Source organism: Reyranella sp., from assembly GCF_050185545.1.
Classification (GTDB): domain Bacteria; phylum Pseudomonadota; class Alphaproteobacteria; order Reyranellales; family Reyranellaceae; genus Reyranella.
In genome coordinates, this window is sequence record NZ_JBFWZI010000048.1 from 23,474 (window position 1) to 44,948 (window position 21,475).

Below are 21,475 nucleotides of genomic sequence, written 5' to 3' on the forward strand. Positions count from 1 at the left end.
CCAAGCTGCCAGACAATGGCAGTGGCGGCACTGTCGCCGGCTCAGAACTTCAGCGCCGCCTTCAGGCCGCCGCCGTAGCCGATCGTCGAGTCGGAGAACTTCCCGGCGCCCTGGAGGGACAGCACGACGTTGCCCTGGACGAAGACGTCGATGTTGGCGCCGATGTCGAGATAGGTCCGGGCGAAGGTGCTGTTGATCGTGAACGGCGCGACACTGGGCGCCGAGAGGAAGGACGCGGTCACGGTGGGTGACGCGCTGCCGATGAACTGGGTGAGGCCGACCATGATGTTCGGCCGGACCAGCGTGCCGCCCAGCATCACGTCGCCGCCGAGCTCGATGGCCGGCTGGATGGTGAGGTAGGTCTGACCGCTCGCCTGCACGCTGAGCCCGGCGCCGGCGGCGCCGCTCTCGGTCAGCGCCCCCGTGCCGAGATACTGGAAGCCCGCATCGACGCGCGGCTTGACGTAGACGTTGCCGTACTCGAAGGCGTGCGCGGCGCGCAGCTGGCCGGCAATCATCCAGTGCGGCAGCACGCTGGCGGCGGTCGCGCCGTTGAACAGCCGGCGCGAGACGTTGTACTGGCCGTAGCCCGCCGCCAGCGACGCCGACAGCAGCGTATCCCCGAACGTGCGCTTGGCGACGAGGCCGAGCTGGCCGAACGTGCCCTTGCTCCAGGCGAGGCTTTCGACCGCCATGTTCTGGAACTCGACGCTGAGCCCGCCGCCCAGCAGCCAGTCGTCGCCGACATCGACCTGTCCGCCGGCGGCGATCTGGAAGGACGAGAAATTGAAGGCACGATTGAGCGTGCTGGTCGGCCGCGACAGGCCCCAGGCATCGACGCGGGCCCAGCCGCAGCTGTCCTGCCGGATGAAGCGATAGGCGCCGTCGCGCGCCGCGCAGCTCAGCAGCGCATCGCTGAACTGCATGCCGGAGAACAGCGTGGCGATCTGGTGATCGGACATGATCTGCGGCGTCAGCGAATCGAGCGCGGCGAGATAGCCGCCGACCGTCGCGATGCCGAGCAGGCCGCTCAGGCTCGAATCGAGCGCGCTGCTCCTCGCCGCCTGCTGAAGGCCGCCGGCGAGCGCCGCCTGGTTGCTGTTGGCCGACGCCAGCACCGTCGGGTTGGCATAGTTGATCGAGTAGTTGAGGACGATGTCGTTGCTGTTCGGATAGCCGAGACTGTAGGTGATGACCGCGGTGCCGGACGGTGCGGCGAGGCTGCTCTGCGTGCTGGTCGCGACGCCCCCGGTCGCGCTCACGATGGTCAACGCGCCGCTCGCGGTCTGGGTATTGAGAAGGTTGGCCTGGACCGAACCGGCGAGATTGGCGGTGCCGGCAACCACGATCGCGTCGGCCTGGTTGGCCGACGGCGAGATGTCGATCGCCAGCACGCCGCCGGACGATTGGGCGAGGCTGCCGGCGCTGATCGTCGTCGTCTGGATCTGTCCGGTGCCGCCGGGCGACAGGGTGCCGGCGTTGCTGAGCACGCCCGAGCTGCCGAACGACAGCGAGGGTCCGGTGTTGAAGGTACCGCCGGACAGGTTGTTGAACGTGCCGGTGCCGGCGCTGAACAGGACCTGGCCGTTGATGGTGCCGGAATTGTCGATGGTGGTGGCGCCGACCGACGACTGGCCGGCCGCGCTGGTCACCTGGATCGCGGTGCCCGACGCCACGCCGCCCGACGCCGTGAGCGTGCCCTGGTTGGTGATGGTGTTGGTGCTGCCGCCCTGCAGGAGGATGCCGGCGCCGGTGCCGTTGCCGCCGCTCACCGTCGCAGTCTGGGCGATCGCGACGGCGATCGTGCCGTTGCCTTGCAGGCCGACGCTCTGCGCCACGATGCCGTAAGCGTTGGCGCCCTGGGTAGAGACGCTGGCGCCGCTGCCGACCGTCACGCTGACCGCGCCGCCGGTGCCCTGGCCGCCGGCGCTTTGGGCGAAGATGCCGTGCGCGGCCGAGCCGCTGGTCGACAAGGTGCCGGAATAGGTCACCGTCACCGCGCCACCACTGCCGCTGCCGCCCGAGCTGCCGACCAGTGCTCCGCTCGGCGCATCCAGCTGGCCGGCGATGCCGCCGCCGCCGCCCACGCTCTGGGCGAACAGGCCGACCGAGCTGTTGCCGGTTGTGGTGACATTGGCGCTGACCGCAACCGTGACCGTGTTGCCGCTCCCGGTCGTCGAGGTGCCCTGCGACATCGCGAGGTCGGTGCCGAAGTTGCTCACCGAGCCCATGGCGACGGTGCCGCCGAGGCCGCCGCCGCCGCCGATGCTCTGGGCCAGGATGCCGTAGGAGGCGACGGTCCCGGTCGCGCTGGCCGAGCCGGTGCTGATCGATCCGCCGGTAACGTTGACCGTGACCGTGCCGCCGCTGCCGGTCACGCTGCCCGTGCCGCCGACCGTGAGCGTGCTGCCGCTGGTCCCGAGCGTGCCAACGCTCCCGGTGCCGCCGCCGCCACCGATCGACTGCGCCAGGATGGCGGTGGCCGAGAGGCCCTGGGTGACGAGGGTGCCGGCCGAATGGGTGACCAGCACCGTGCCGCCATCGCCGCTCGAGGCGCTCGTGGCGCCGATATTGACCGCGATCTTGGCGTTGCTGGTGCCTTGGGTCGAGATGATCGAGCGGCTGCCGGCGCCGGTATCGCCGCCGCCCCCGCCGATGCTTTGGGCGTACAGGGCGTTGGCGCCATCGCCATGGGTGGTGACGTTGGCGGCGTTGCCGATCTGCACCGTGCCGCCGTTGCCCGAACCGCCGCCGCCACCGATCGAGATCGCGGCCTGCCACTGGCTCGCCGACCCGATGCCGCCGAGATCGCCGCCCGCGCCGCCGCCGCCGCCGACACTCTGCGCGAACACGCCGTGCGAGGACGCCGTGTAGGTGACGATCGTACCGCCGGTCTGGTTGGTCACGGTGACGGCTCCGCCGTCTCCGCCGGTCGCCGTTCCCCCGAGCGACATCGCGATGCCGTGCGTGGTGCTCGTGCTGGTGGTCGAGCCGAACAGCAGCGAGCCGGTCATGCTGCCGGCGCCGCCGCCGCCACCGACGCTTTGCCCGAAGATGCCGTACTGCTGGCTGACGAACTGCCCATCGTGCGGCGTGCCGGTCGTGATCTGCCCGCTGTTGGTGACCGTCACGGTGCCGCCTACGCTTCCCGAGCCGCCGGTCTGGCCGAGAGCAAAGGTCACCGTCGACCCGGAAGCGCCCGAGACGCTGCCCGACAGCCCGGCCGAGCCGTTGCCGCCGCCGCCGCCGACGCTCTGGGCAAAGATGCCGCGCGATGAATCGCCCAGCACCGTGATGCTGCCCTGGTTGGTGATCGTGACGCCACCGCCCGAGCCGCCGGCGCCACCGGTGGCGCCGAGGGTCACGGTCAAGGCCTTCGACTGATTGCCCTGGCTGCTCTCGTCCGAGACGTCTCCGCGGACGCCCATCCCGGCATTGCCGCCACCGCCCCCGACCGACTGGGCGAAGATGCCGTCCATCTGCTGGAAATGCTCCGGCGTGCCGTCGGTGGTGACGCCGGTGCGCAGGCTGACGCCGCTGGCAATCGTGACGGTGACGGAACCGCCGTCGCCGCCGCTGCCGCCGGACGCGCCCAGCGCGACGCTGAGCTGCGTGGCGCTGCTCGAGCTGGTCGACGTTGCCGTCACCTTGCCGTCGATGCCGACGCCGCCGTGGCCACCGCCGCCGCCGATGCTCTGCGCCACCAGGGCTTTCGACCCGTTGCCGGCCGTCGCGATGTTGCCGCTGGTGCTGACCACGACCGTGCCGCCGGTGCTGCCGCTTCCCGCGTTGCCGCCGACCGCGAGGTCGAGGGCCGAGCCGCCCTGATTGGTCACGTTGCCCAGGATACCGGCAACGCCATTGCCGCCGCCGCCGCCGACGCTCATGGCAAGGATGCCGTACGAATTGTCGTCGCGCGTCGTGAGCGTCGCATAGTTGGCGACCGTGACGCTACCGCCGCTGCCGGCCGAGCTGCCCGACCCGCCAACGGCAATCGCCGCTGTGTCGCCGCCAGCCGTCCCGTTGGTGACCTTGCCGATCGTGCCGATACCGCCATGGCCGCCGCCGCCGCCCACGCTCTCGGCATAGATCGCATGGCCGCCCTGCATGACCGCCGAGAAGCCGTCCGTGCTGAGTCCCGTACCGGTGACGATCGAGCTACCGGTCAGGTTCTGGATTTCGACCGTTCCGCCATTGCCGGCGCTGCCGGCGCTGCCGCCAACGCCCACGGACAATCTGTCGACAGTCGTGCCATCGCCCGTCTTGCCCGGCGCCGTGAACACGTTGGTTCCGCCATTGCCGCCGCCGCCGCCGATCGATTGCGCGAAGATGCCGACCGACCCACGGCCGGTCACGGTGATCGGCGCGCCGGTGTTGGTGATGCTGACCGTGCCGCCGGCGCTCGACACGGCGCCGTTGCCGCCCACGGCGACGCTCAGGGACTGCGACTCGCTGCCCGCGTTCGTCGTCTCGAGAGACCCGGTTGCCCCGCCATGCCCGCCGCCGCCGCCGATCGATTGGGCGTAGATGCCGTGCGACTGCGTGGCCGTGGTGCCGATCTGGCCGGAATTGCCGATGGTCACGGTAGACGCCGTCTGGCCGATCCCGCCATCGCCGCCTACCGACACCGCAGCGGATTGCGCTCCCTGGTCGAGGGTCGCGGTGAAGGCCACGCTGCCATGCCCGCCGCCGCCGCCGATCGACTGAGCGAAGATGCCGTAGGCGCCGGCCGAGCTCGTGCTGCCGGCGGCGCTGCCGGTCGAGATCGCGGCCTGGTTGGTCACCGTGGCGGCGCCGGAGATCGCCCCGGAGCCGCCGCTGCCGCCAACGCTCACGTTGACCTGGTTGGTGTCGCCCGACGTCGTGAAGCTGCCGCTGATCACCATGCTGGCATCGCCGCCCTGCCCGCCGATGCTCTGGGCAACGATGCCGCGCGACCCGCTGCCGGAGACGGCAATGGCTCCGCTGCTGGTGACGGAAACCGCCTCCGCGACGCCGCCACTCGAGCCGCTGCCGCCGACGCTCACGCCGAGCGTGATCGTGTTGGTCGTCGCGACGTTGGCGGCGATCGCCCAGCCGCCATGACCGCCGGCACCGCCAATGCTTTGAGCCAGGATGCCATCGGCGCTTGCGCCGCTCGTGGTCACGCCGTTGGCACTCACGGTCACGCTGTCGCTGCGACTGGCCGGGCCGGCATCGCCGCCGACGGTGACGGCCAAGCTGCCGCTGCTGCCCAGGGCGAGGTTGCCCGAGATGCTCATGCCGCCATTGCCGCCCGCCCCGCCGATGCTCTGAGCCACCATGCCCTGCGACTGGTCGCCAGCGGTTGCGATCCGGCCGCCGGAGACAACGTTCACCAGGCCCGCCGTACCGGCGGAGCCGCCATTTCGTCCCACCGTGACTCCCAGGGCGAACGTGTCGGACGTCGTCAGTGTCCCCGAGATTGTCGTGCCGGCATTACCGCCGCCACCGCCAATGCTTTGGGCCGTGATGCCGGCCGACTGCTGGCCCTGCGTGGTGACCGTGCCGGTATTGGTGATCGTGACATCGGCGCCGTTGGCACCGGAGCTGCCGCTACCGCCCACCGAGACCGCCGCCGCGACCAGGCTGAGTGCGGCGGTGCCTGACACCGCAAGGCCGCCATTGCCGCCGCCACCGCCGACGCTTTGCGCCGTGATACCGGCCGACTGCAGGCCCTGCGTGGTGACCGTGCCGGTGTTGGTCGCCGCGACGCTCGACGCGTCGCCTCCCGAGCCGCCGCTGCCGCCGACCGAGATCGCGATCGCGGCAATGGTGAGGGCCGCGGAGGCCGACACCGACAGCCCGCCATTGCCGCCACCGCCGCCGAGGCTCTGGGCCAGGATGCCGCCCGACTGCTGGCCCTGTGTGGCGATGGCACCGGAGTTGATTGCACTGACTGTCGATCCGAGGCCCCCGGAGCCACCGGAGCCCCCCATCGAGAGCGCAAGCGAGCCGAAATCGGCCAAGGCGCCCGACAGCGCCATCCCGCCGCTGCCGCCCCCGCCGCCGACGCTCTGGGCCAGGAGGCCGGCCGACTGGGAGCCCTGGGTGATGATCGAGCCCGCTGTCGTCGCCGTGACAGCCGCGCCATCGCCGCCAGAGCCGCCGCTGCCCCCCACCGAGACCGCAGCCGAGGCGAATACCGAGAGAGCGCCCGACACCGCCATGCCGCCATGGCCGCCGCCGCCGCCAATGCTCTGCGCGCCGAGTCCCACCGAGTTGCTGGCAGCCGTGCCGATCGTCGATCCCGACCCGACCGTCACCGTGCCGCCCGATCCACCCGATCCGCCGGAGCCGCCGATGGCAACCGAGGCTGCCGCGAGCCCGACACTTGCCGCGACCGAAAAGCCGCCATTGCCGCCGCCGCCGCCGACACTCTGGGCCTGGATGCCGAACGAGCCGCTTCCGGTCGTCGTGATGGCGGTCGATGTCGCCACGCTGCAGGAGCCGCTCGACAGGCCCAGGGTGCAGACCGACACCGCGCCGCCGGTACCGCCGGTGCCGCCCGACCCGCCGATCGATGTGGCGACGCTGGCGGAAGCCGAAACCGCGAAGCCGCCGTTGCCGCCGCCACCGCCGATGCTGATGGCCTGGATGCCGTGCGAGCTTTGACCCGACGTGCTGAGCGACATGGTGCCGTTCGACGTCACCGAAACGGTGCCGCCGGCACCGCCCGTGCCGCCGGATGAACCCAGGGCGACGGCACCGCTGACGCTGAACGAGCCTGAGCCGCCGCCATTGCCGCCGCCGCCGCCCACGCTCTGCGCCTGGATCGCCGTCGAGTTGTCGAGGCTGGTCGTGATGGTTCCGGTGTTCTGGACGGTGACGGTGTCGCCGCTGCCGCCGCTGCCGGAGGGACTGCCCAGGGAGAACCAGCCAAAGCTGGTGCCGCCATGTCCACCGCCGCCGCCGACGCTCTGGGCCAGAATGCCTTGCGAGCATCCGGCACTGCCGCAGACTGCATTGGATCCCGATTGAATGGGCTGGGCCGTCGCTGCGCCCGTCGTGATGGCACCGCTGTTGGTGATGGACACGGTTCCGCCATTGCCGGGATTCGAGCCGAGGCCGCCAAACGTCACGGAAGTCAGGGAAAATCCGCCCGATCCGCCGCCGCCTCCGACGCTATAGGCCATGATGCCGATGGCATCGGTCCCCGATGTCACGAGGCTGCCCGAGTTCACGACCGTGAGATTGCCGCCGTCGCCGCCCTGACCGCCCGACCCCGATGAATAGTACGTGCTGAAGCCGCTGCCGCCGTGGCCGCCACCGCCGCCGACGCTCTGCACCACGAGGGCCATCGCCTGGTCGCTGACCGTCGTGATGTTGGCCGCGTTGGTCACCGTGATCGCGCCGCCGGCCCCGGCGCTGCCGCCATTGGCAGCGAAGGTCACGATCGCGACGCCGCCGCCGGCGCTTGCCGCGTGACCCGCGATCGACTGAGCGACGATGCCGAACGACGCGGCGCCCAGGGTCGTGATCGAGCCCGAGACGTCGATCGTGATGGATCCCGATGTCCCGGTTGAGCCGCCCGAGCCGCCGCCGGAGAACCAGCCGCCGTTGCCGCCCGCGCCGCCGGACGACCCCAGGCTGTAGGCCGCGATGCCGTAGGACTGCGTCCCCGCGGTGGAGACCGTCCAGCTCCCGCCGACCACGAGCGTGCCGCCCCCGCCGCCGGCACCCCCGCTGCCGCCATTGTCGAAAGTCTCTCCCGCGCCTCCGGTCCCGCCGAACCCCGCCTTGCTGACGATGTACAGACCATGCGAGGTATCGGCGGCGGTCGAGATGGTGGCGGCAAAACCCGACGCCGTGCCGACCGTGACGTTGCCGCCCTGCGCACCCTGGCCGCCGGCCCCGCCCTTGTCGGTATCGCCGTTTCCGCCATCGCCGCCCGTGCCGCCCAGGCTGTAGAGGTTGAAGCCGTGGGCGTCTGTCCCGCTCGTGCCGGTGGTCGAGAGGGTGAACGAGCCCGATTGCGTGGTACCGATCGACAGGGCGCCGCCGTCGCCACCAGCGCCCGCAACGCCGCCGCCGCCGGATCCCGCCTTGCCGTTGCCGCCGCCGCCGCCGAGCGACTGCAGGTACACCGCCCGGCCACCGCTGGAGACCGTGACGAACGTGCTGCCGCCGCTGCCGATCTGCACCGCGCCGCCGGCACCGCCGGCACCGCCGCCACCGCCCTTGCCGGACGTACCATCGCCGCCGCCGCCGCCGGTGCCGCCGGCCGAATAAAGCTGAACGCCGATCGCCGAGTCTCCGGACGCGTCGATGGTCGTGCCGGTCAGCGACAGGGTGATGGCGCCGCCCGTGCCGCCCGCGCCGCCGACGCCGCCGACGCCCAGGTCCGGCGTGCCGCCGGTGCCACCGTGGCCGCCGATCCCGCTCGCGTTGATCCCGAAGGTCGACGTGCCGGCGATCGACATCGTGGTGAGCGACGATGCCGTGATGCTGGTGGCATAGGCGGCGCCGCCCGTCCCGCCGGCGTGGCTGTTGTCGCCGGTTTCGTCGTGGCCGGTGCTGCCGCTGTTGTAGACGTAGAAGCCGGAGCCGTTGGCGGCATTGACCTGGACGCCGCTGCTGCCCGAGCCGTTGACGTCGAGCTGAATGGTCTGGCCGCTGGTCTGGCTGACGTCGGTGAATTGCAGGATGACGCCAGCCTGGCTGCCGCCGCTGGTGAGATTGCCCGACAGGCTGGGGCCGATCGACCCGGTCAGGCTCTCGACGGTGAGCGATGTGATGCTGCTGGAGAAGCTCGTGCCGTTCTTGATGCCGTCGGATTGATCGCCCGTGCAGGTCGCGATGCTGCCGGACACGGTGCAGGCGGTATCCGCCCCGCCGGACAATGGAAACCACGATACGCAGGCAAGCGCCAATGCCGCTACGCCTGCAAGAAACCGGCGTCTCGGCAACGTCTAGTCCCCCACCCTGAAGCCCTATCGATGCTACAGGTTTTCTCGCCTATCGCGAGCGATTCAGTGCTCCATGACAATGCAAATAGGATGCGAGTCGAATTTCACATCTCGACCAGCGCCAGGTCCTGAAACCAGCTCTGGGCCTGGACGTAGCGTTTTTGTGACTCCGGGCTCCCTCGTCCAGGAAGCGTTCGCCGGCGTCGTCTACCTGGTGCGCCATCGCTCGTTGCGCGGCCTGGCGATCGCCTACGCCTTGTACCAGGCGAGCTGGGGAATTCCCCTGGTCGCGGTTCCCGTGCTGGTCATCCGCGAACTGGGCACCGGACCGACCAGCGATTCTGTCGTCGGCGCACCGTGGGCGGTCGCCGGCCAAGATCCGGCGCTGGTACAGTACCCGCTTGCCAGCAGCGGCTCTCGTGCAGCTAGACCGAAGAGTGGGCCAGCACCGAATCCGGCGGTGGCAAGCTTTTCGCGACCTGGTATGAGAAATTCATACCAAGAGATTTTGCCCATGTCCGACATTTCCAAGCGCACGTTCAGTCTTCCGACGGAGCAGGCCCGCTACATTGATGCCAAGGTGAAGTCAGGCGCCTATGCCTCCGCGTCGGAGGTGATCAGAGCAGGACTTCGTGCCTTGCAGGAGCGTGACGCTGCGTTCGAACGCTGGCTGCGCGAGGAGGTCGTGCCTACGTATGATGCGACCATGGCTGACCCCTCGAGCAGGATTCCGGCCAAAGCGGTCTTCGCGGAGGCCCGCGCCCGTTACGAAGGGCGGCGCAAGGCACGTCGTTGATTCGTCGAACGGTCACCTTCACGCCCCAGGCGCGCATCTACCCAACATTGGCGACTGGATCGCCGAACGCGCTGGCGCCGATGTTGCTCAAAGTTACATCGAGCGTCTCGAGGATTACTGCCTTGGCCTTGAGCTCACGGGCGAACGAGGCCAGCGACGCATCGACTTGCGTCCAGGCTTGCGTGTCATCGGATTCGAGCGCCGGGTCGCGATTACATTTACCGTATCAAAGCACGAGGTGGTGATCCTCCGGCTCTATTACGGCGGCCAGAACTGGGACCTCGCTAGCTGAACGCCTCGTCCCAGGTGCCGCGCGTAGATGCCTTCGAGTACTCGGTCGCGCGGTTCTCGAAGAAGTTGGTGTGCTCGATGGCGTTCAGCATCTGGTCCATCCACGGCAGCGGGTTCTTGGCGTCGCTGCGGTAGATCGGCTGCAGGCCGATCTGGGTGAGCCGGCGGTCGGCGATGAAGCGGATGTAGCGTTTGACGTCGACGGCGGTCATGCCCTCGATGCCACCCATCTCGAACGCCAGATCGATGAAGGCGTCCTCGTGGTCGACGATGGTCGAGCAGGCGACGTAGATCTCGCGCTGCAGCGGCTCGGTCCAGATCTCCGGGTTCTCCTGCACGAAGGTGCGGAACAGGCGGACGATCGAGTTGCAATGCAGGGTTTCGTCGCGCACCGACCACGACACGATCTGGCCCATGCCCTTCATCTTGTTGAAGCGCGGGAAGTTCATCAGCATGGCGAACGAGGCGAACAGCTGCAGGCCCTCGGTGAAGGCGCCGAACACGGCCAGGGTCTTGGCGATGTCGGCCTTCGACTCGACGTTGAAGCCCTGCATGTAGTCGTACTTGTCCTTCATCTCCTTGACGTGGAGGAAGGCCGAGTACTCGGTCTCCGGCATGCCGATCGTGTCGAGCAGATGGCTGTACGCGGCGACGTGCACGGTCTCCATGGCCGAGAAGGCGGCCAGCATCATCTGCACCTCGGTCGGCTTGAAGATGCGCGAGTAGTGCCGCATGTAGCAGTTGTTCACCTCGACGTCGGCCTGGGTGAAGAAGCGGAAGATCTGCGTCAGCAGATGGCGCTCGCTGTCGGTGAGCTTGTTGCGCCAGTCCTTGACGTCGTCGGCCAGCGGCACCTCCTCGGGCAGCCAGTGAATGCGCTGCTGGGTCAGCCAGGCGTCGTACGCCCAGGGATAGTGGAATGGCTTGTAGATCGGCTTGGCATCGAGCAGGGACATGGCGGCAACCTGATCATGAGCGGGCGAGACGCCCGCGGTCCGGGACGAAATCGATGAAGCAAAAAGGGTCCCGTCGCGCCCGCCGGAATTCACCGGCGGGCGCGGCGAGGACGATGGCAGTTACTGGCAGCTAAGACATTCTTCGTAATCGTTGGATCGGGCCGGCGCCGTCGGCACGCCGAGCGGCATCGGCCCGACCGGCGCCGAGGGGGCGTCGATTATGGGCGCTGAGAGGGCAAGATCGCCGAGCGGCTGGGCGAGCGCTTCGCCCGCCACCGTCTCGGCGCGCTGAATGCTGAGCGACCGGCAATAATAGAGGCTCTTCACGCCGCGCTTCCAGGCCATCATGTGGATCTGGTGCAGGTCGCGCTTGTGCACGTCGGCCGGCAGGAAGAGGTTGAGCGACTGGCTCTGACAGATGAACGGGGCGCGATCGGCGGCGTGCTCGACCAGCCAGCGCTGGTCGAGCTCGAAGGCGGTCTTGAACACCGCCTTCTCATGGTCGTCGAGGCAGTCGAGATGCTGCACCGAGCCCTGGTCGACCATGATCGACGTCCAGGTTTCCTCGTCGTTCCGGCCCTTCTGCTCGAGCACCTTCTCGAGGTAGGGATTGCGGACCACGAACGAGCCCGACAGTGTCTTGTGGTTGTAGACGTTGGCCGCCGACGGCTCGATGCCGGGCGAGGCGCCGCCGCAGATTATGGAGATCGAGGCGGTGGGCGCGATCGCGAGCTTGTTGGAGAAGCGTTCCGCGAAGCCGAAATCGGCAGCGTCCGGACAGGCGCCGCGCTCGTGCGCCAGCGCCGTCGACGCCGCGTCGCAATGGCTGCGGATGTGCTTGAACATCTTCTTGTTCCACACCTTGGCCATCACCGATTCGAGCGGGATGTTGTTCTGCTGCAGAAAGGAATGGAACCCCATGACACCGAGCCCGACCGAGCGCTCGCGCACCGCCGCGTAGGTCGCACGCGCGAAATCGCTGCCGGCATTGTCGATGAAGCCCTGCAGGACGTTGTCGAGGAAGCGCATCACGTCCTCGATGAAGGTCGGATGTTCGTGCCATTCGAGATAGGTCTCGAGGTTGAGCGAGGAGAGACAGCACACCGCGGTGCGCTGCTTTCCGTGATGGTCGACCCCGGTCGGCAGGGTGATCTCGCTGCACAGGTTGGATGTCCTGACCTCGAGGCCGGCGAGCTTGTGATGCTCGGGACGGGCCTTGTTCACGTGATCGACGAACACCAGGTACGGCTCGCCGGTCTCGATGCGCGCCGTCAGGATGCGGATCCACAGCCCGCGCGCCGAGATCTTGCGCTGGACCGAGCCGTCCTTGGGGCTGACCAGGCCCCATTCCTCGTCGTTCTCGACGGCCCGCATGAAGGCGTCCGACACGAGAAGTCCATGGTGCAGGTTGAGCGCCTTGCGATTTGGATCGCCGCCGGTCGGGCGGCGGATCTCGATGAATTCCTCGACCTCGGGATGGTTGACCGGCAGGTAGACCGCGGCCGAGCCGCGGCGCAGCGAACCCTGGCTGATGGCCAGCGTGAGCGAGTCCATCACCCGGATGAATGGCACGACGCCGGAGGTCTTGCCGTTCATGCCAACCTTCTCGCCGATCGAGCGCAGGTTGCCCCAGTACGAGCCGATGCCGCCGCCGCGGGCGGCCAGCCAGACGTTCTCGTTCCACAGCCCAACGATGCCTTCGAGCGAATCGCTGGCCTCGTTCAGGAAGCAAGAGATCGGCAGGCCGCGCGAGGTGCCGCCATTGCTCAGCACCGGGGTCGCCGGCATGAACCAGAGCCGGCTGATATAGTCGTAGAGGCGTTGGGCATGGCCGTCGTCGTCGGCATAGGCCGACGCCACGCGGGCAAACATCTCCTGGTAGCTCTCGCCCGGCATCAGGTAGCGGTCGGACAGAGTCGCCTTCCCGAAAGCTGTCAGTCGGGAGTCGCGGGAGGCGTCGGTAACAACCCGAGCGCCGCTTCGAACTTGAACAACATCAAACACTTGCGGCTCCCCTTTTCTTTTTGTCCACAGCTGTGGATAGAACACTCTGTGGAAGATACCTAGATGTTGGGAGGCATCTGCCGCCCCCCACTATTCCTTGATGATAAGGCTACGACCTGCCTTGTCATCGCCATTTTTATTCCCTGCATGTGAATCTCAAGAACGGGCCTCTAACATCCTGAAATATCGTCAGAATACGGCCTTGAAATTTTGTTTTTCGAGACCCCCGGATTGGTTCGCAGATGCAGCATGCACCGAGAACAAAACGCGCTCTCCCGCGGATTCCAAGGGCCGCAGACAGAAACCGTAGCGAATCGGCCCCCTCGCGCCGGCACGATGGCGGAAACGTCAGCCGCCATGGGCACTTTGGCCGTCGTCGCTTAGTGTCGTCAGATCGTCACAGTCAGACGTAACATCCACCGACGCTTCGGCAGGGGATCGACCGACATGGCCATCGCGCTGGCGCCACGATTGAACCGTTTGGACGCCATCTGCACAGCCGCCCACGGCGGCCCGGGAGGCGACGAGGCCGCCCGCTTTGCCCGCAGCCTTTATAGCCGCATTGCGGACAAGGACCTCGCCCTGGCCCCGCCGGAGCAGCGTGCCGGGGCCGCGCAGGCCCTCCTCGCCTTCGCCCGACGCCGGCTGCCGGGCGTCGCCAAGGTCCGGGTCTTCAACCCGTCCGAGGCCGACCACGGCTTCGACAGCCGCCACACCATCGCGCAGATCGTCAATGACGACATGCCGTTCCTAGTCGATTCGATCGCCAACGAGTTCAATCGCCGTGAGATCGCCGTCCATCTGCTGGCGCATCCAGTGCTCTCGATGCATCGCGACCTCGATGGCGACTTGGTGGGGTTTGCCGCAGACTCCGGCAGAGCCGCGCGTCTCGAATCGCTGATGCATGTCGAGATCGACCGGCAGAACGATCCCGCCCTGCTGGATGAGCTGTCGGCGGCGCTGACGCGCGTGCTGGCCGAGGTCCGGCTGGCGGTCGAGGATTGGCAGGCGATGCGGCACGCCTGCATCGATGCCATCGATGATCTCGCCGCCAGCCAGTCGCCTCACCTCGGCGAGTACGGCGATTTCCTGCGCTGGCTCGAGAACAACAACTTCACCTTCCTCGGTCATCGCCGCTACCGCTACGTCGACGATCCGGCACAGGAATCCGGATTGCGCTTCGATCTGATGCCGGGCTCCTCGCTCGGCATCCTGCGACGCGACGAGGTGCGCCTGTTCGAGGCCGGCCTGGGCGCCGGTGAAGCCATGAGCCGGGTGGCGCGCGGCCCGCACAACATCCTGATCCTGAAGACCGACCGGCAGTCGCTGGTGCATCGCAGCGGCGCGATGGACTGCGTGATCGTCAAGACCTACGACCAGGATGGCCGGGTGACCGGCGAACGACGCCTCGCAGGGCTGTTCACCTCGGCGGCCTACCACGCGCTGGTGCACGACGTGCCGCTGCTGCGGGGCCGGGCGGACGCCCTTCTGCGCCGGTCCGGCTTCGACAAGCACAGCCATGACGGCAAGGCCCTGCTGGCCATTCTCGACTCCTATCCACGCGACGAGCTGTTCCAGCTCGAAGAGGACACGCTGTTCGACCATGTGATGGGCATTCTGCAGCTGCAGGAGCGCCGGCGCGTGGCGCTGTTCGTCCGGCGCGACGCGGTCGGCCGCTTCGCGACCTGCCTGGTGCTGGCGCCGCGCGAGCGCTTCGATGCCGCCCTGAGCGATCGCTTCGTGGAGATCCTCGAGCGCGCCTGGAACGGCACGGTGACGTCGGTCGACTCCAACGTCAGCAGCGACTCCGCGCTCGGCCAGTCGCTCTACACCTTGAAGCTCCACGCCAGCGACATGCCGACGCCGGATCTCGGCGAGCTGGAGCGTGCGCTCGCCGACGCCGCGACATCGTGGAGCGATCACTTCCGCGCCGCCCTGCAGGCCGGCCTCGGCGAGGTCGAAGGCCGCCTTGCCGCCCGCCGCTGGGACGATTGGTTTCCTTCGGCCTACCGCGACAGCTTCACCGCGGAGAGCGCCGTCGCCGATCTCGGCCTGGTGCAATCCGCGCTGGCCGGCCAGGACTTCGGCGTGCGCCTCGAGCGCGGGTCCGCCCTGCCGCCGCATCGCTTCACGCTGCGCCTGTTCCATCCCGCCGAGCCGATCGCGCTTTCCGACATCCTGCCGGCCCTGGAAAGACTTGGCCTCAGGGTGCTGAGCGAAGTGCCGTTCATGCTGGGCGCCGAGGCGGAAGAGCCGGGGCCCGTCGTCGCCTTGCAGGTGCTGAGCGTCGAGACGACGGACAAGTCCGCCGTGGACCTCGACGTTTCCGGCCCGCGCTTTGCCGAGACTCTCGACCGGCTGTGGGCGGGCAAGCTGGAGAGCGACGGTTTCAACCGGCTGGTCCTGGGAGCGGGGCTCGCCTGGCGCGAGGTCGCCATCCTGCGCGCCTACGCCAAGTACCTGCGCCAGGTCGGCATCGCCTTCAGCCACGATTACATGGAAGCGACGCTCGCCGCCTATCCGGCGTTCGCGCGCGGCCTCGCCGAGCTGTTCGCCGCCCGTCTCGATCCGGCCCTCGGCGAGGCGCGTTCGGCCGACCGCCTGGCGCGCATCGCCGCGATCGAGGTCGCGATTTCCGCCGCCTTCGACGCGGTGGTGACCCTGGACGACGAGCGCATCCTGCGCCGCTTCCTCAGCGCCATCCAATGCACGCTCAGGACCAATTTCTGGCAGCGCACCGCCGATGGAACGCCGAAGGAATGGATATCCTTCAAGATCGACAGCCGCGCCATCGACGAATTGCCGCCACCGCGGCCGCTGGTCGAGATCTTCGTCTACAGCCCGCGCATGGAGGGCATCCACTTGCGCGGCGGGCGGGTGGCGCGCGGCGGCATTCGCTGGTCGGACCGGCGCGAGGATTTCCGCACCGAGATCCTCGGCCTGCTGAAGACCCAGATGGTGAAGAACGCCGTCATCGTGCCGGTCGGCTCCAAGGGCGGCTTCTATGTCAAGCAACCTCCGGCAGGCGGTACGCGCGAGCAGATCCAGGCCGAGGGCATCGCCTGCTACCAGACCCTGGTGCGCGGCCTGCTCGACCTGACCGACAACTACGTCGAGGGCGGCATCCGGCCGCCGGCCGATGTCGTGCGCCACGACGGCGACGATCCCTACCTCGTGGTCGCCGCCGACAAGGGCACCGCCACCTTCTCCGACATCGCCAATGCGCTGGCGCGCGACTACGGCTTCTGGCTCGACGACGCCTTCGCCTCGGGCGGCTCGGCCGGCTACGACCACAAGAAGATGGGCATCACCGCGCGCGGCGCCTGGGAGTCGGTGAAGCGCCATTTCCGCGAGCTGGGACACGACATCCAGGTGACGCCGTTCACCGTAGCCGGCGTCGGCGACATGTCGGGCGACGTGTTCGGCAATGGCATGCTGCTGTCGCAGCATATCAGGCTGGTCGCCGCGTTCGATCACCGTCACATCTTCATCGACCCGCTGCCCGACCCGGCGAAGAGCTGGGCCGAGCGCAAGCGGCTGTTCGACCTGCCGCGCTCGTCATGGCGCGACTACGGCCAAGCGCTGCTGTCGGCCGGCGGCGGCATCTACGATCGCTCGGCCAAGTCGATCACGCTTTCGCCCGAGGCGCGCACGGTCCTCGGTATCGAGGTGCCGAGCGTCACGCCGGCCGATCTGATGCGCGCCATCCTGACGGCACCGGTCGACCTGCTCTATTTCGGCGGCATCGGCACCTACGTGAAGGCGTCGGGCGAGAGCCATGTCGACGCCGGCGATCGCACCAACGACGCGATTCGCGTCGATGCCAACCAGCTGCGGGCGCGGGTGATCGGCGAGGGCGCCAATCTTGGTTTCACCCAGCGCGCCCGCGTCGAGGCGGCGCTGGCCGGACGCCGCATCAACACCGATGCGCTCGACAACTCGGCCGGCGTCGACACCTCCGACCACGAGGTCAACATCAAGATCGCGACCGGCGAGGCGATCCTCCGCGGGTTGCTGCCGCGCGCCGAACGCGACGCGCTGCTGTTCTCGATGACCGACGAGGTCGCGGCACTGGTGCTGCGGCACAACTACCAGCAGAGCCAGGCGATCAGCGTCGCCGCAGAGCAGGCCGGCGAGGAGCACGACCGGCTGGAGCGCTTCATGCGCGCGCTCGAGCGCCAGGGTCGGCTCGACCGCGCCGTCGAGTTCCTGCCCGATTCGGCAGCAATGCGCAGCCGCGGCCAGAGCCGCCACTATCTGACACGCCCCGAGCTCTCGGTGCTGCTGGCCTACGCCAAGATCGATCTCCACGACGAGATCCTGGCGTCTGACCTGCCCGACGACCCGCTGCTGGTCGGCGAGCTGATGCGCTACTTCCCGCAGGCGCTGCAGGACAGGTACGCACCGGCGATCCGCGACCATCGCCTGAGGCGCGAGATCGCCGCCCTGCAGGTGATGAACTCGCTGATCAACCGCTGCGGCCCGACCTTCGTGCGCAACGTCGGGTCGCGGACCGGCGCGTCGGCGGCGGCCATCGCCCGCGCCTTCGCCGTGGTGCGCGACGCCTGGAAGCTGCGCGATCTGTGGAGCGACATCGAAGGGCTCGACCAGGCGCTCAAGGCCGAGGCGCAGGTGCGCATGCTGGTCGCCTCGCAGCGCTTCCTCACCCGGGCGGTGCAATGGACGTTGCGCCGCCTGCCGCAGCCGCTCGACACCATGGCGGCAACCGAGCAACTCGGGGCTGCGGTAAGCGCCATGGGCGACCTGCCGACCACCCTGGTGGGGCAGGCCGAGAACGCGGCGCTCGCCGACCGGGCGGCGGTCTTCGAGGCGATGGGAGCGCCGGCCGCGCTGGCCCGTCGCGCCGCGGCGCTCGAGACCCTGGCCGCCGCCGGCGATCTGATGCAGGCGGCCCGAGCAAACGGCTGCAGCATCGAGGCGGCGAGCCGCCTCTACTTCCGCCTGGGCGAACGGCTCTCGTTCGCCACTCTGGCGAACGCCGCGCTGAAGCTGCCGCGCGACGGGCAGTGGCCGGCCCAGGCGGCGCTTGCCGTGCAGGACGATCTTGCCGCCCTGCACGCCGATCTCCTGACCTCGGCCCTGCGCGTCGCCACCCAGACCGGGACCATCGAGCCGGACGTGGTGCTGGCGCGCTGGAGCGAACCGCGCAGGCTCGCGTTCGAACGCATCGACCGCCTGCTCAAGGAAGATCTGCCGACTGCCGGCGTGCTCGATCTCGCCATGCTGTCGGTCGCGATCACGGAGCTGCGCAGTCTCGTCTAGCTTTGGCCAGGGCCTGATCTTCCTGCCTGGGCTCAGTCCAGGCACGCCTGTCATCGAGCGACGCAACTGCGGACGGCGACGTAGGAGGTCGAACACCTGCGGCTCGGCCTCCAGGTGTCCCCGGCATGCACCAGCTCGCGCCGGACGATGTCGAGCACACTATCCGACAGGTGGAGCTGCACGCCATTCCCCGCGCGGTCTCCGCGAATAATCAAGCCCATCTAAACGACAAATCAAGCAACGGCGAAGGTCTTACAGCGCGATCAGGGCCATTGTCCCGGGGATCCACGGTGTAAGGAGGCCCTAATGGCCGTAGATGCGCTCTTGAAGCAGTTCATGCCGCCGGCCGGTCCGGTTCCGGCACCCAACGCGAAGTCGCAACCCAAGCCACAGCAAAAGCCATCCGACCGCGAAGCCAATCCCGCAATTCGGAATGCGCGAGATCTCTGCGACTATGCCTACAAAATCATGGACGACATCTACAAGGACTACGAAGGGTCGCTCGGAAAATGGGAGACTGCGTTCGGCGAGGTCCTGGCCGCTGTCGCCATTGCCAACGACATGCGCGACAGGACAATGAAGCGGGTTGAGAGCGAACGCGCGCAAGATGCTGCCAGGGCCGCCTTCATCAACAATCTTGTCTTCTCGCTGCTCACCATGGGGGCCATGGCCTATGTCGGCGAGTTCGTGAAGGCAGGACTTCCGAAGCTGCAGATTGGCAGCGGGAAAACCGATCTTGTCGACGCCTTCAAAGCCCCGACCGTCGAAACCTATCTTGCCGAAACGATTCTCGTGACCAACAAGGTAGTGCTGTCGACGCCGTTCCAGTTCACCCGGATGCAGGCGAGTGTCTTTGGCGAAATTGCAAAGGACACCGGCAACCGGTTCCTCCCGCTGGCTTTTCCGAAGCCGCCCGAAATGGTGCCTTACAGGATAGACTCGACTGGTGGGCTCGAGTCGCTGCGCCAGGACCTCAACAAGAACCTCAAGGGTTCGAAAGGCCTGGTGCTGGGTGAGTTCAAGAAAGTTCAGCAATGGCTGAATCAGGAGTCGGAGTTCGGCGAGGCATGGCTCGCCTTCAGCGGCGGCTCCAAGGAGCAGGCTCGAAGCAACATCGTTCGCCACATCGAGACGTTGCGCAACGACTGGGCGAAGAAGTGGGAATTCTTCGGAAAGAGCCCCTCTGACATTTCGCGTGGGCCGCTGGCGGAACTCTACGAGCGGGCCTGGTGGGCGACCTATGTCATCAAGGCGCTTACCTTCTTCCCCTACAATAAGGAGATGACGCCGGAGAGTGAGCACTTCGCGACCCTCTCGCAGCTCGGGCGTGGCGATCGCAAGCTCCTCGAGCGGGCGATCGTCGATCGGCTGAGGGAGCTCAATGTAGTCCTCGCCGAAACCGAAAGCGGCATGGTTGGGCAGATGCAGAGAATATCAACGGGAGCGCCGGCGCCTGAGATCAGCGTCGAAGGTGCGATCGATAAGGAGGATGCTGGAGAGGCGCTGGTAACCTATCGATGGGCGAAGAGCTATGTGGCAAAGGCGTCGGCGGAGGCCGCGTTCAAGTATTTTCCTCCCGCCAAGGTACGGCAGCTCGAACCGCTCAGGGCAGTGCGCTACTAGGCGGAAGTCTGCAATGAGCGAACGGAGAAAGTGGCGGCTGCGTGGGGGCTTCAATACCTCCTGGTGCCTGCCATGCGGGACTGCGGCTCGGGCAGACTGTAGAGATCCTCGACCAGCTGCCGCAGATTGGCCTGCACCGCCCGCTCGTCGGCGATGCGCAACCGGTTCTCGTTGGTGATGGCGTCGTTCAGCGTGGCGCTGCCGATGGTCGATATGGTCTGATTGTAAAGGACGGCGCCGGTCCGGCTGTCGATCAGGCGATAGGCGATGGTCGCCGTGACGGTCATCGCAAAGCCGGCGTACGGCCGCTCCAGATTGAGCAGCGTGGCATCGAGCCGGAAACGCCCGCTCTGCGCCGTTCCCAGCCGCGCCGCCAAAAGAGTCTCCATCAGCGCCTGTTGCACCTGAGTTGCGCCGAATCGCACCGTCCAAGGGGTGCCGGTATCGCGGCCAACGCTCACCGGCGCCAGGGCGACGGCATTGCGATAGGCCGGTGCTGGGCCGCGTGCCACGTCGAGGCTGGAAACATTAGCGGGCTGCAGCGTGAGATCGCTGCGGCTCGCACACGCACTCAGCGACGCCAGCGCGACGAGCGCGGCGACACTGGCGATGGAGCGCATGCCGCGCCTCCGATCAGGTCGTGGGCTGGGACGGCGGCGGCGGAGGCGGCGAGTCGGTACAGTCCTGCGCCCACGACGGCGCCGCGACGGAGAGCAGGAGGGCGAGAGCCAAGCTGAGAAGACGGATCATTGGCGACTCCGGTGGGACTTGGATTATGCCCGATTAAGCCGCCATCGCCTAGAGCACGCTACGAATGTCGGTTCGGGTGAAGTCATTACCCTTGAAGAGCAATGGCGCGTCGAGGCTCTTGGCGAGCGCATAAGCAGCGCAGTCGCCGATATTGAGCGCTGCAGGATGATTGCCTTTTCCGTATCGACAATGAGCCTCGAATGCGAGTGCTGCTTGGGCGTCGTCGAACGGTGCTGTTGTCAATCGAAGTTGCGAAAGCAAGCTCGTCAGTACTTGCACGCCGCTCTCGCGCGACCGCCGATGGATGACAACGTGCGACTCGAACATGTTGAACGACGAAATTGTCCGCCCTTCCGAATCAACAATCGCATCGGCAAACGATCCTGCGTCCGGCTCATTCAAGAGAATCGCGATCAGCGCAGACGAATCGACGACAATCGCTCGAAAGTGCCTTCGTCATTGTAACCAAGGATTTCGTCGGCAGGCCTGGAATCGAAAACGGGAAAGGCTTTCGCACGTTCCATGATCTCGTAGATGGCCTGCCGGCGCCGCTCTCGGTCCTCGTCCATCCTGCGCAGCTTCTCGACCGCAGCTTGGTGCACGGCTTCGGTGATGCTGAGCCCGGTGCGCTTTGCCAGGTCGCGGACGACCTGCTCGGTTTCACGGCTCTTGATGTTCAAAGCCATGTTTCTTCCTTCGTCCTGAAATAAAAAGATAGGGGCTCTTCGCGGATTCGAGTGGGTGAATGTGGGGCATCATAGAGGGTTTGATGCCTGTGGATATTGAGCTTTTCGTTGGTCGGGCAGGTCGAGAAATCTGGCACGCTTTGGCATGGGCGATCGAGC

General features: G+C 67.5%; 10 protein-coding genes. 4 read left to right on the forward strand and 6 right to left on the reverse strand.

Features of this window, described 5'->3' with window-relative positions; all coding sequences use genetic code 11:
- Positions 1–41: 41 nt before the first annotated feature.
- Positions 42–8,831 (reverse strand): hypothetical protein, encoded by an 8,790-nt coding sequence (locus AB7O82_RS15550; protein ID WP_428619743.1) that lies wholly within the window; start codon positions 8,829–8,831, stop codon positions 42–44.
- Positions 8,832–9,441: 610 nt separating this feature from the next.
- On the opposite strand from AB7O82_RS15550, the gene AB7O82_RS15555 reads away from it, so the two are divergent.
- Positions 9,442–9,723, forward strand: coding sequence for a type II toxin-antitoxin system ParD family antitoxin (locus tag AB7O82_RS15555; protein WP_428545917.1), 282 nt, complete (start codon positions 9,442–9,444; stop codon positions 9,721–9,723).
- On the forward strand, positions 9,626–10,015 hold the full coding sequence (locus tag AB7O82_RS15560; RefSeq protein WP_428545920.1) for a type II toxin-antitoxin system RelE/ParE family toxin: 390 nt from the start codon (positions 9,626–9,628) through the stop codon (positions 10,013–10,015). Before AB7O82_RS15555 ends, AB7O82_RS15560 begins: the two co-directional genes overlap by 98 nt.
- On the opposite strand, the gene AB7O82_RS15565 is transcribed toward AB7O82_RS15560, so the two are convergent.
- Together AB7O82_RS15565 and AB7O82_RS15570 are read right to left on the reverse strand one after the other, a co-directional pair.
- On the reverse strand, positions 10,008–10,970 hold the full coding sequence (locus AB7O82_RS15565; protein ID WP_428545899.1) for a ribonucleotide-diphosphate reductase subunit beta: 963 nt from the start codon (positions 10,968–10,970) through the stop codon (positions 10,008–10,010). The genes AB7O82_RS15560 and AB7O82_RS15565 overlap by 8 nt on opposite strands.
- A 120-nt stretch (positions 10,971–11,090) precedes the next feature.
- Positions 11,091–12,908 (reverse strand): ribonucleoside-diphosphate reductase subunit alpha, encoded by a 1,818-nt coding sequence (locus AB7O82_RS15570; protein WP_428545923.1) that lies wholly within the window; start codon positions 12,906–12,908, stop codon positions 11,091–11,093.
- A gap of 513 nt (positions 12,909–13,421) precedes the next feature.
- On the opposite strand from AB7O82_RS15570, the gene AB7O82_RS15575 reads away from it, so the two are divergent.
- Both AB7O82_RS15575 and AB7O82_RS15580 read left to right on the forward strand, forming a co-directional pair.
- Positions 13,422–18,257: an NAD-glutamate dehydrogenase gene (locus AB7O82_RS15575; protein WP_428545902.1), complete on the forward strand. Its 4,836-nt coding sequence runs from the start codon at positions 13,422–13,424 to the stop codon at positions 18,255–18,257.
- Positions 18,258–18,563: 306 nt separating this feature from the next.
- Positions 18,564–19,880 (forward strand): hypothetical protein, encoded by a 1,317-nt coding sequence (locus tag AB7O82_RS15580; RefSeq protein ID WP_428545905.1) that lies wholly within the window; start codon positions 18,564–18,566, stop codon positions 19,878–19,880.
- Between the two features lie 50 nt (positions 19,881–19,930).
- Here AB7O82_RS15580 and AB7O82_RS15585 read toward each other — a convergent pair whose 3' ends face one another.
- The 3 genes from AB7O82_RS15585 to AB7O82_RS15595 all read right to left on the reverse strand — a co-directional run bounded on the left by AB7O82_RS15585 (position 19,931) and on the right by AB7O82_RS15595 (position 21,316).
- Positions 19,931–20,500: a hypothetical protein gene (locus tag AB7O82_RS15585; RefSeq protein WP_428545908.1), complete on the reverse strand. Its 570-nt coding sequence runs from the start codon at positions 20,498–20,500 to the stop codon at positions 19,931–19,933.
- Positions 20,501–20,678: 178 nt separating this feature from the next.
- The gene (locus tag AB7O82_RS15590) at positions 20,679–21,032 is read right to left on the reverse strand and encodes a type II toxin-antitoxin system VapC family toxin (RefSeq protein ID WP_428545911.1); all 354 of its coding nucleotides are present in this window, start codon (positions 21,030–21,032) and stop codon (positions 20,679–20,681) included.
- Positions 21,033–21,043: 11 nt separating this feature from the next.
- A complete protein-coding gene (locus AB7O82_RS15595; protein ID WP_428545914.1) occupies positions 21,044–21,316 on the reverse strand; it encodes a type II toxin-antitoxin system VapB family antitoxin in 273 nt (90 codons plus the stop codon).
- Positions 21,317–21,475 lie beyond the last annotated feature (159 nt).

Bases quoted from the DNA above. Each gene is read 5' to 3' on its own strand.
- AB7O82_RS15565 (WP_428545899.1), bottom strand. From the start codon at position 10,970: ATGTCCCTGCTCGATGCCAAGCCGATCTACAAGCCATTCCACTATCCC.
- AB7O82_RS15595 (WP_428545914.1), bottom strand. From the start codon at position 21,316: ATGGCTTTGAACATCAAGAGCCGTGAAACCGAGCAGGTCGTCCGCGAC.
- AB7O82_RS15560 (WP_428545920.1), top strand. From the start codon at position 9,626: ATGCGACCATGGCTGACCCCTCGAGCAGGATTCCGGCCAAAGCGGTCT.
- AB7O82_RS15580 (WP_428545905.1), top strand. From the start codon at position 18,564: ATGGCCGTAGATGCGCTCTTGAAGCAGTTCATGCCGCCGGCCGGTCCG.
- AB7O82_RS15555 (WP_428545917.1), top strand. From the start codon at position 9,442: ATGTCCGACATTTCCAAGCGCACGTTCAGTCTTCCGACGGAGCAGGCC.
- AB7O82_RS15575 (WP_428545902.1), top strand. From the start codon at position 13,422: ATGGCCATCGCGCTGGCGCCACGATTGAACCGTTTGGACGCCATCTGC.
- AB7O82_RS15585 (WP_428545908.1), bottom strand. From the start codon at position 20,500: ATGCGCTCCATCGCCAGTGTCGCCGCGCTCGTCGCGCTGGCGTCGCTG.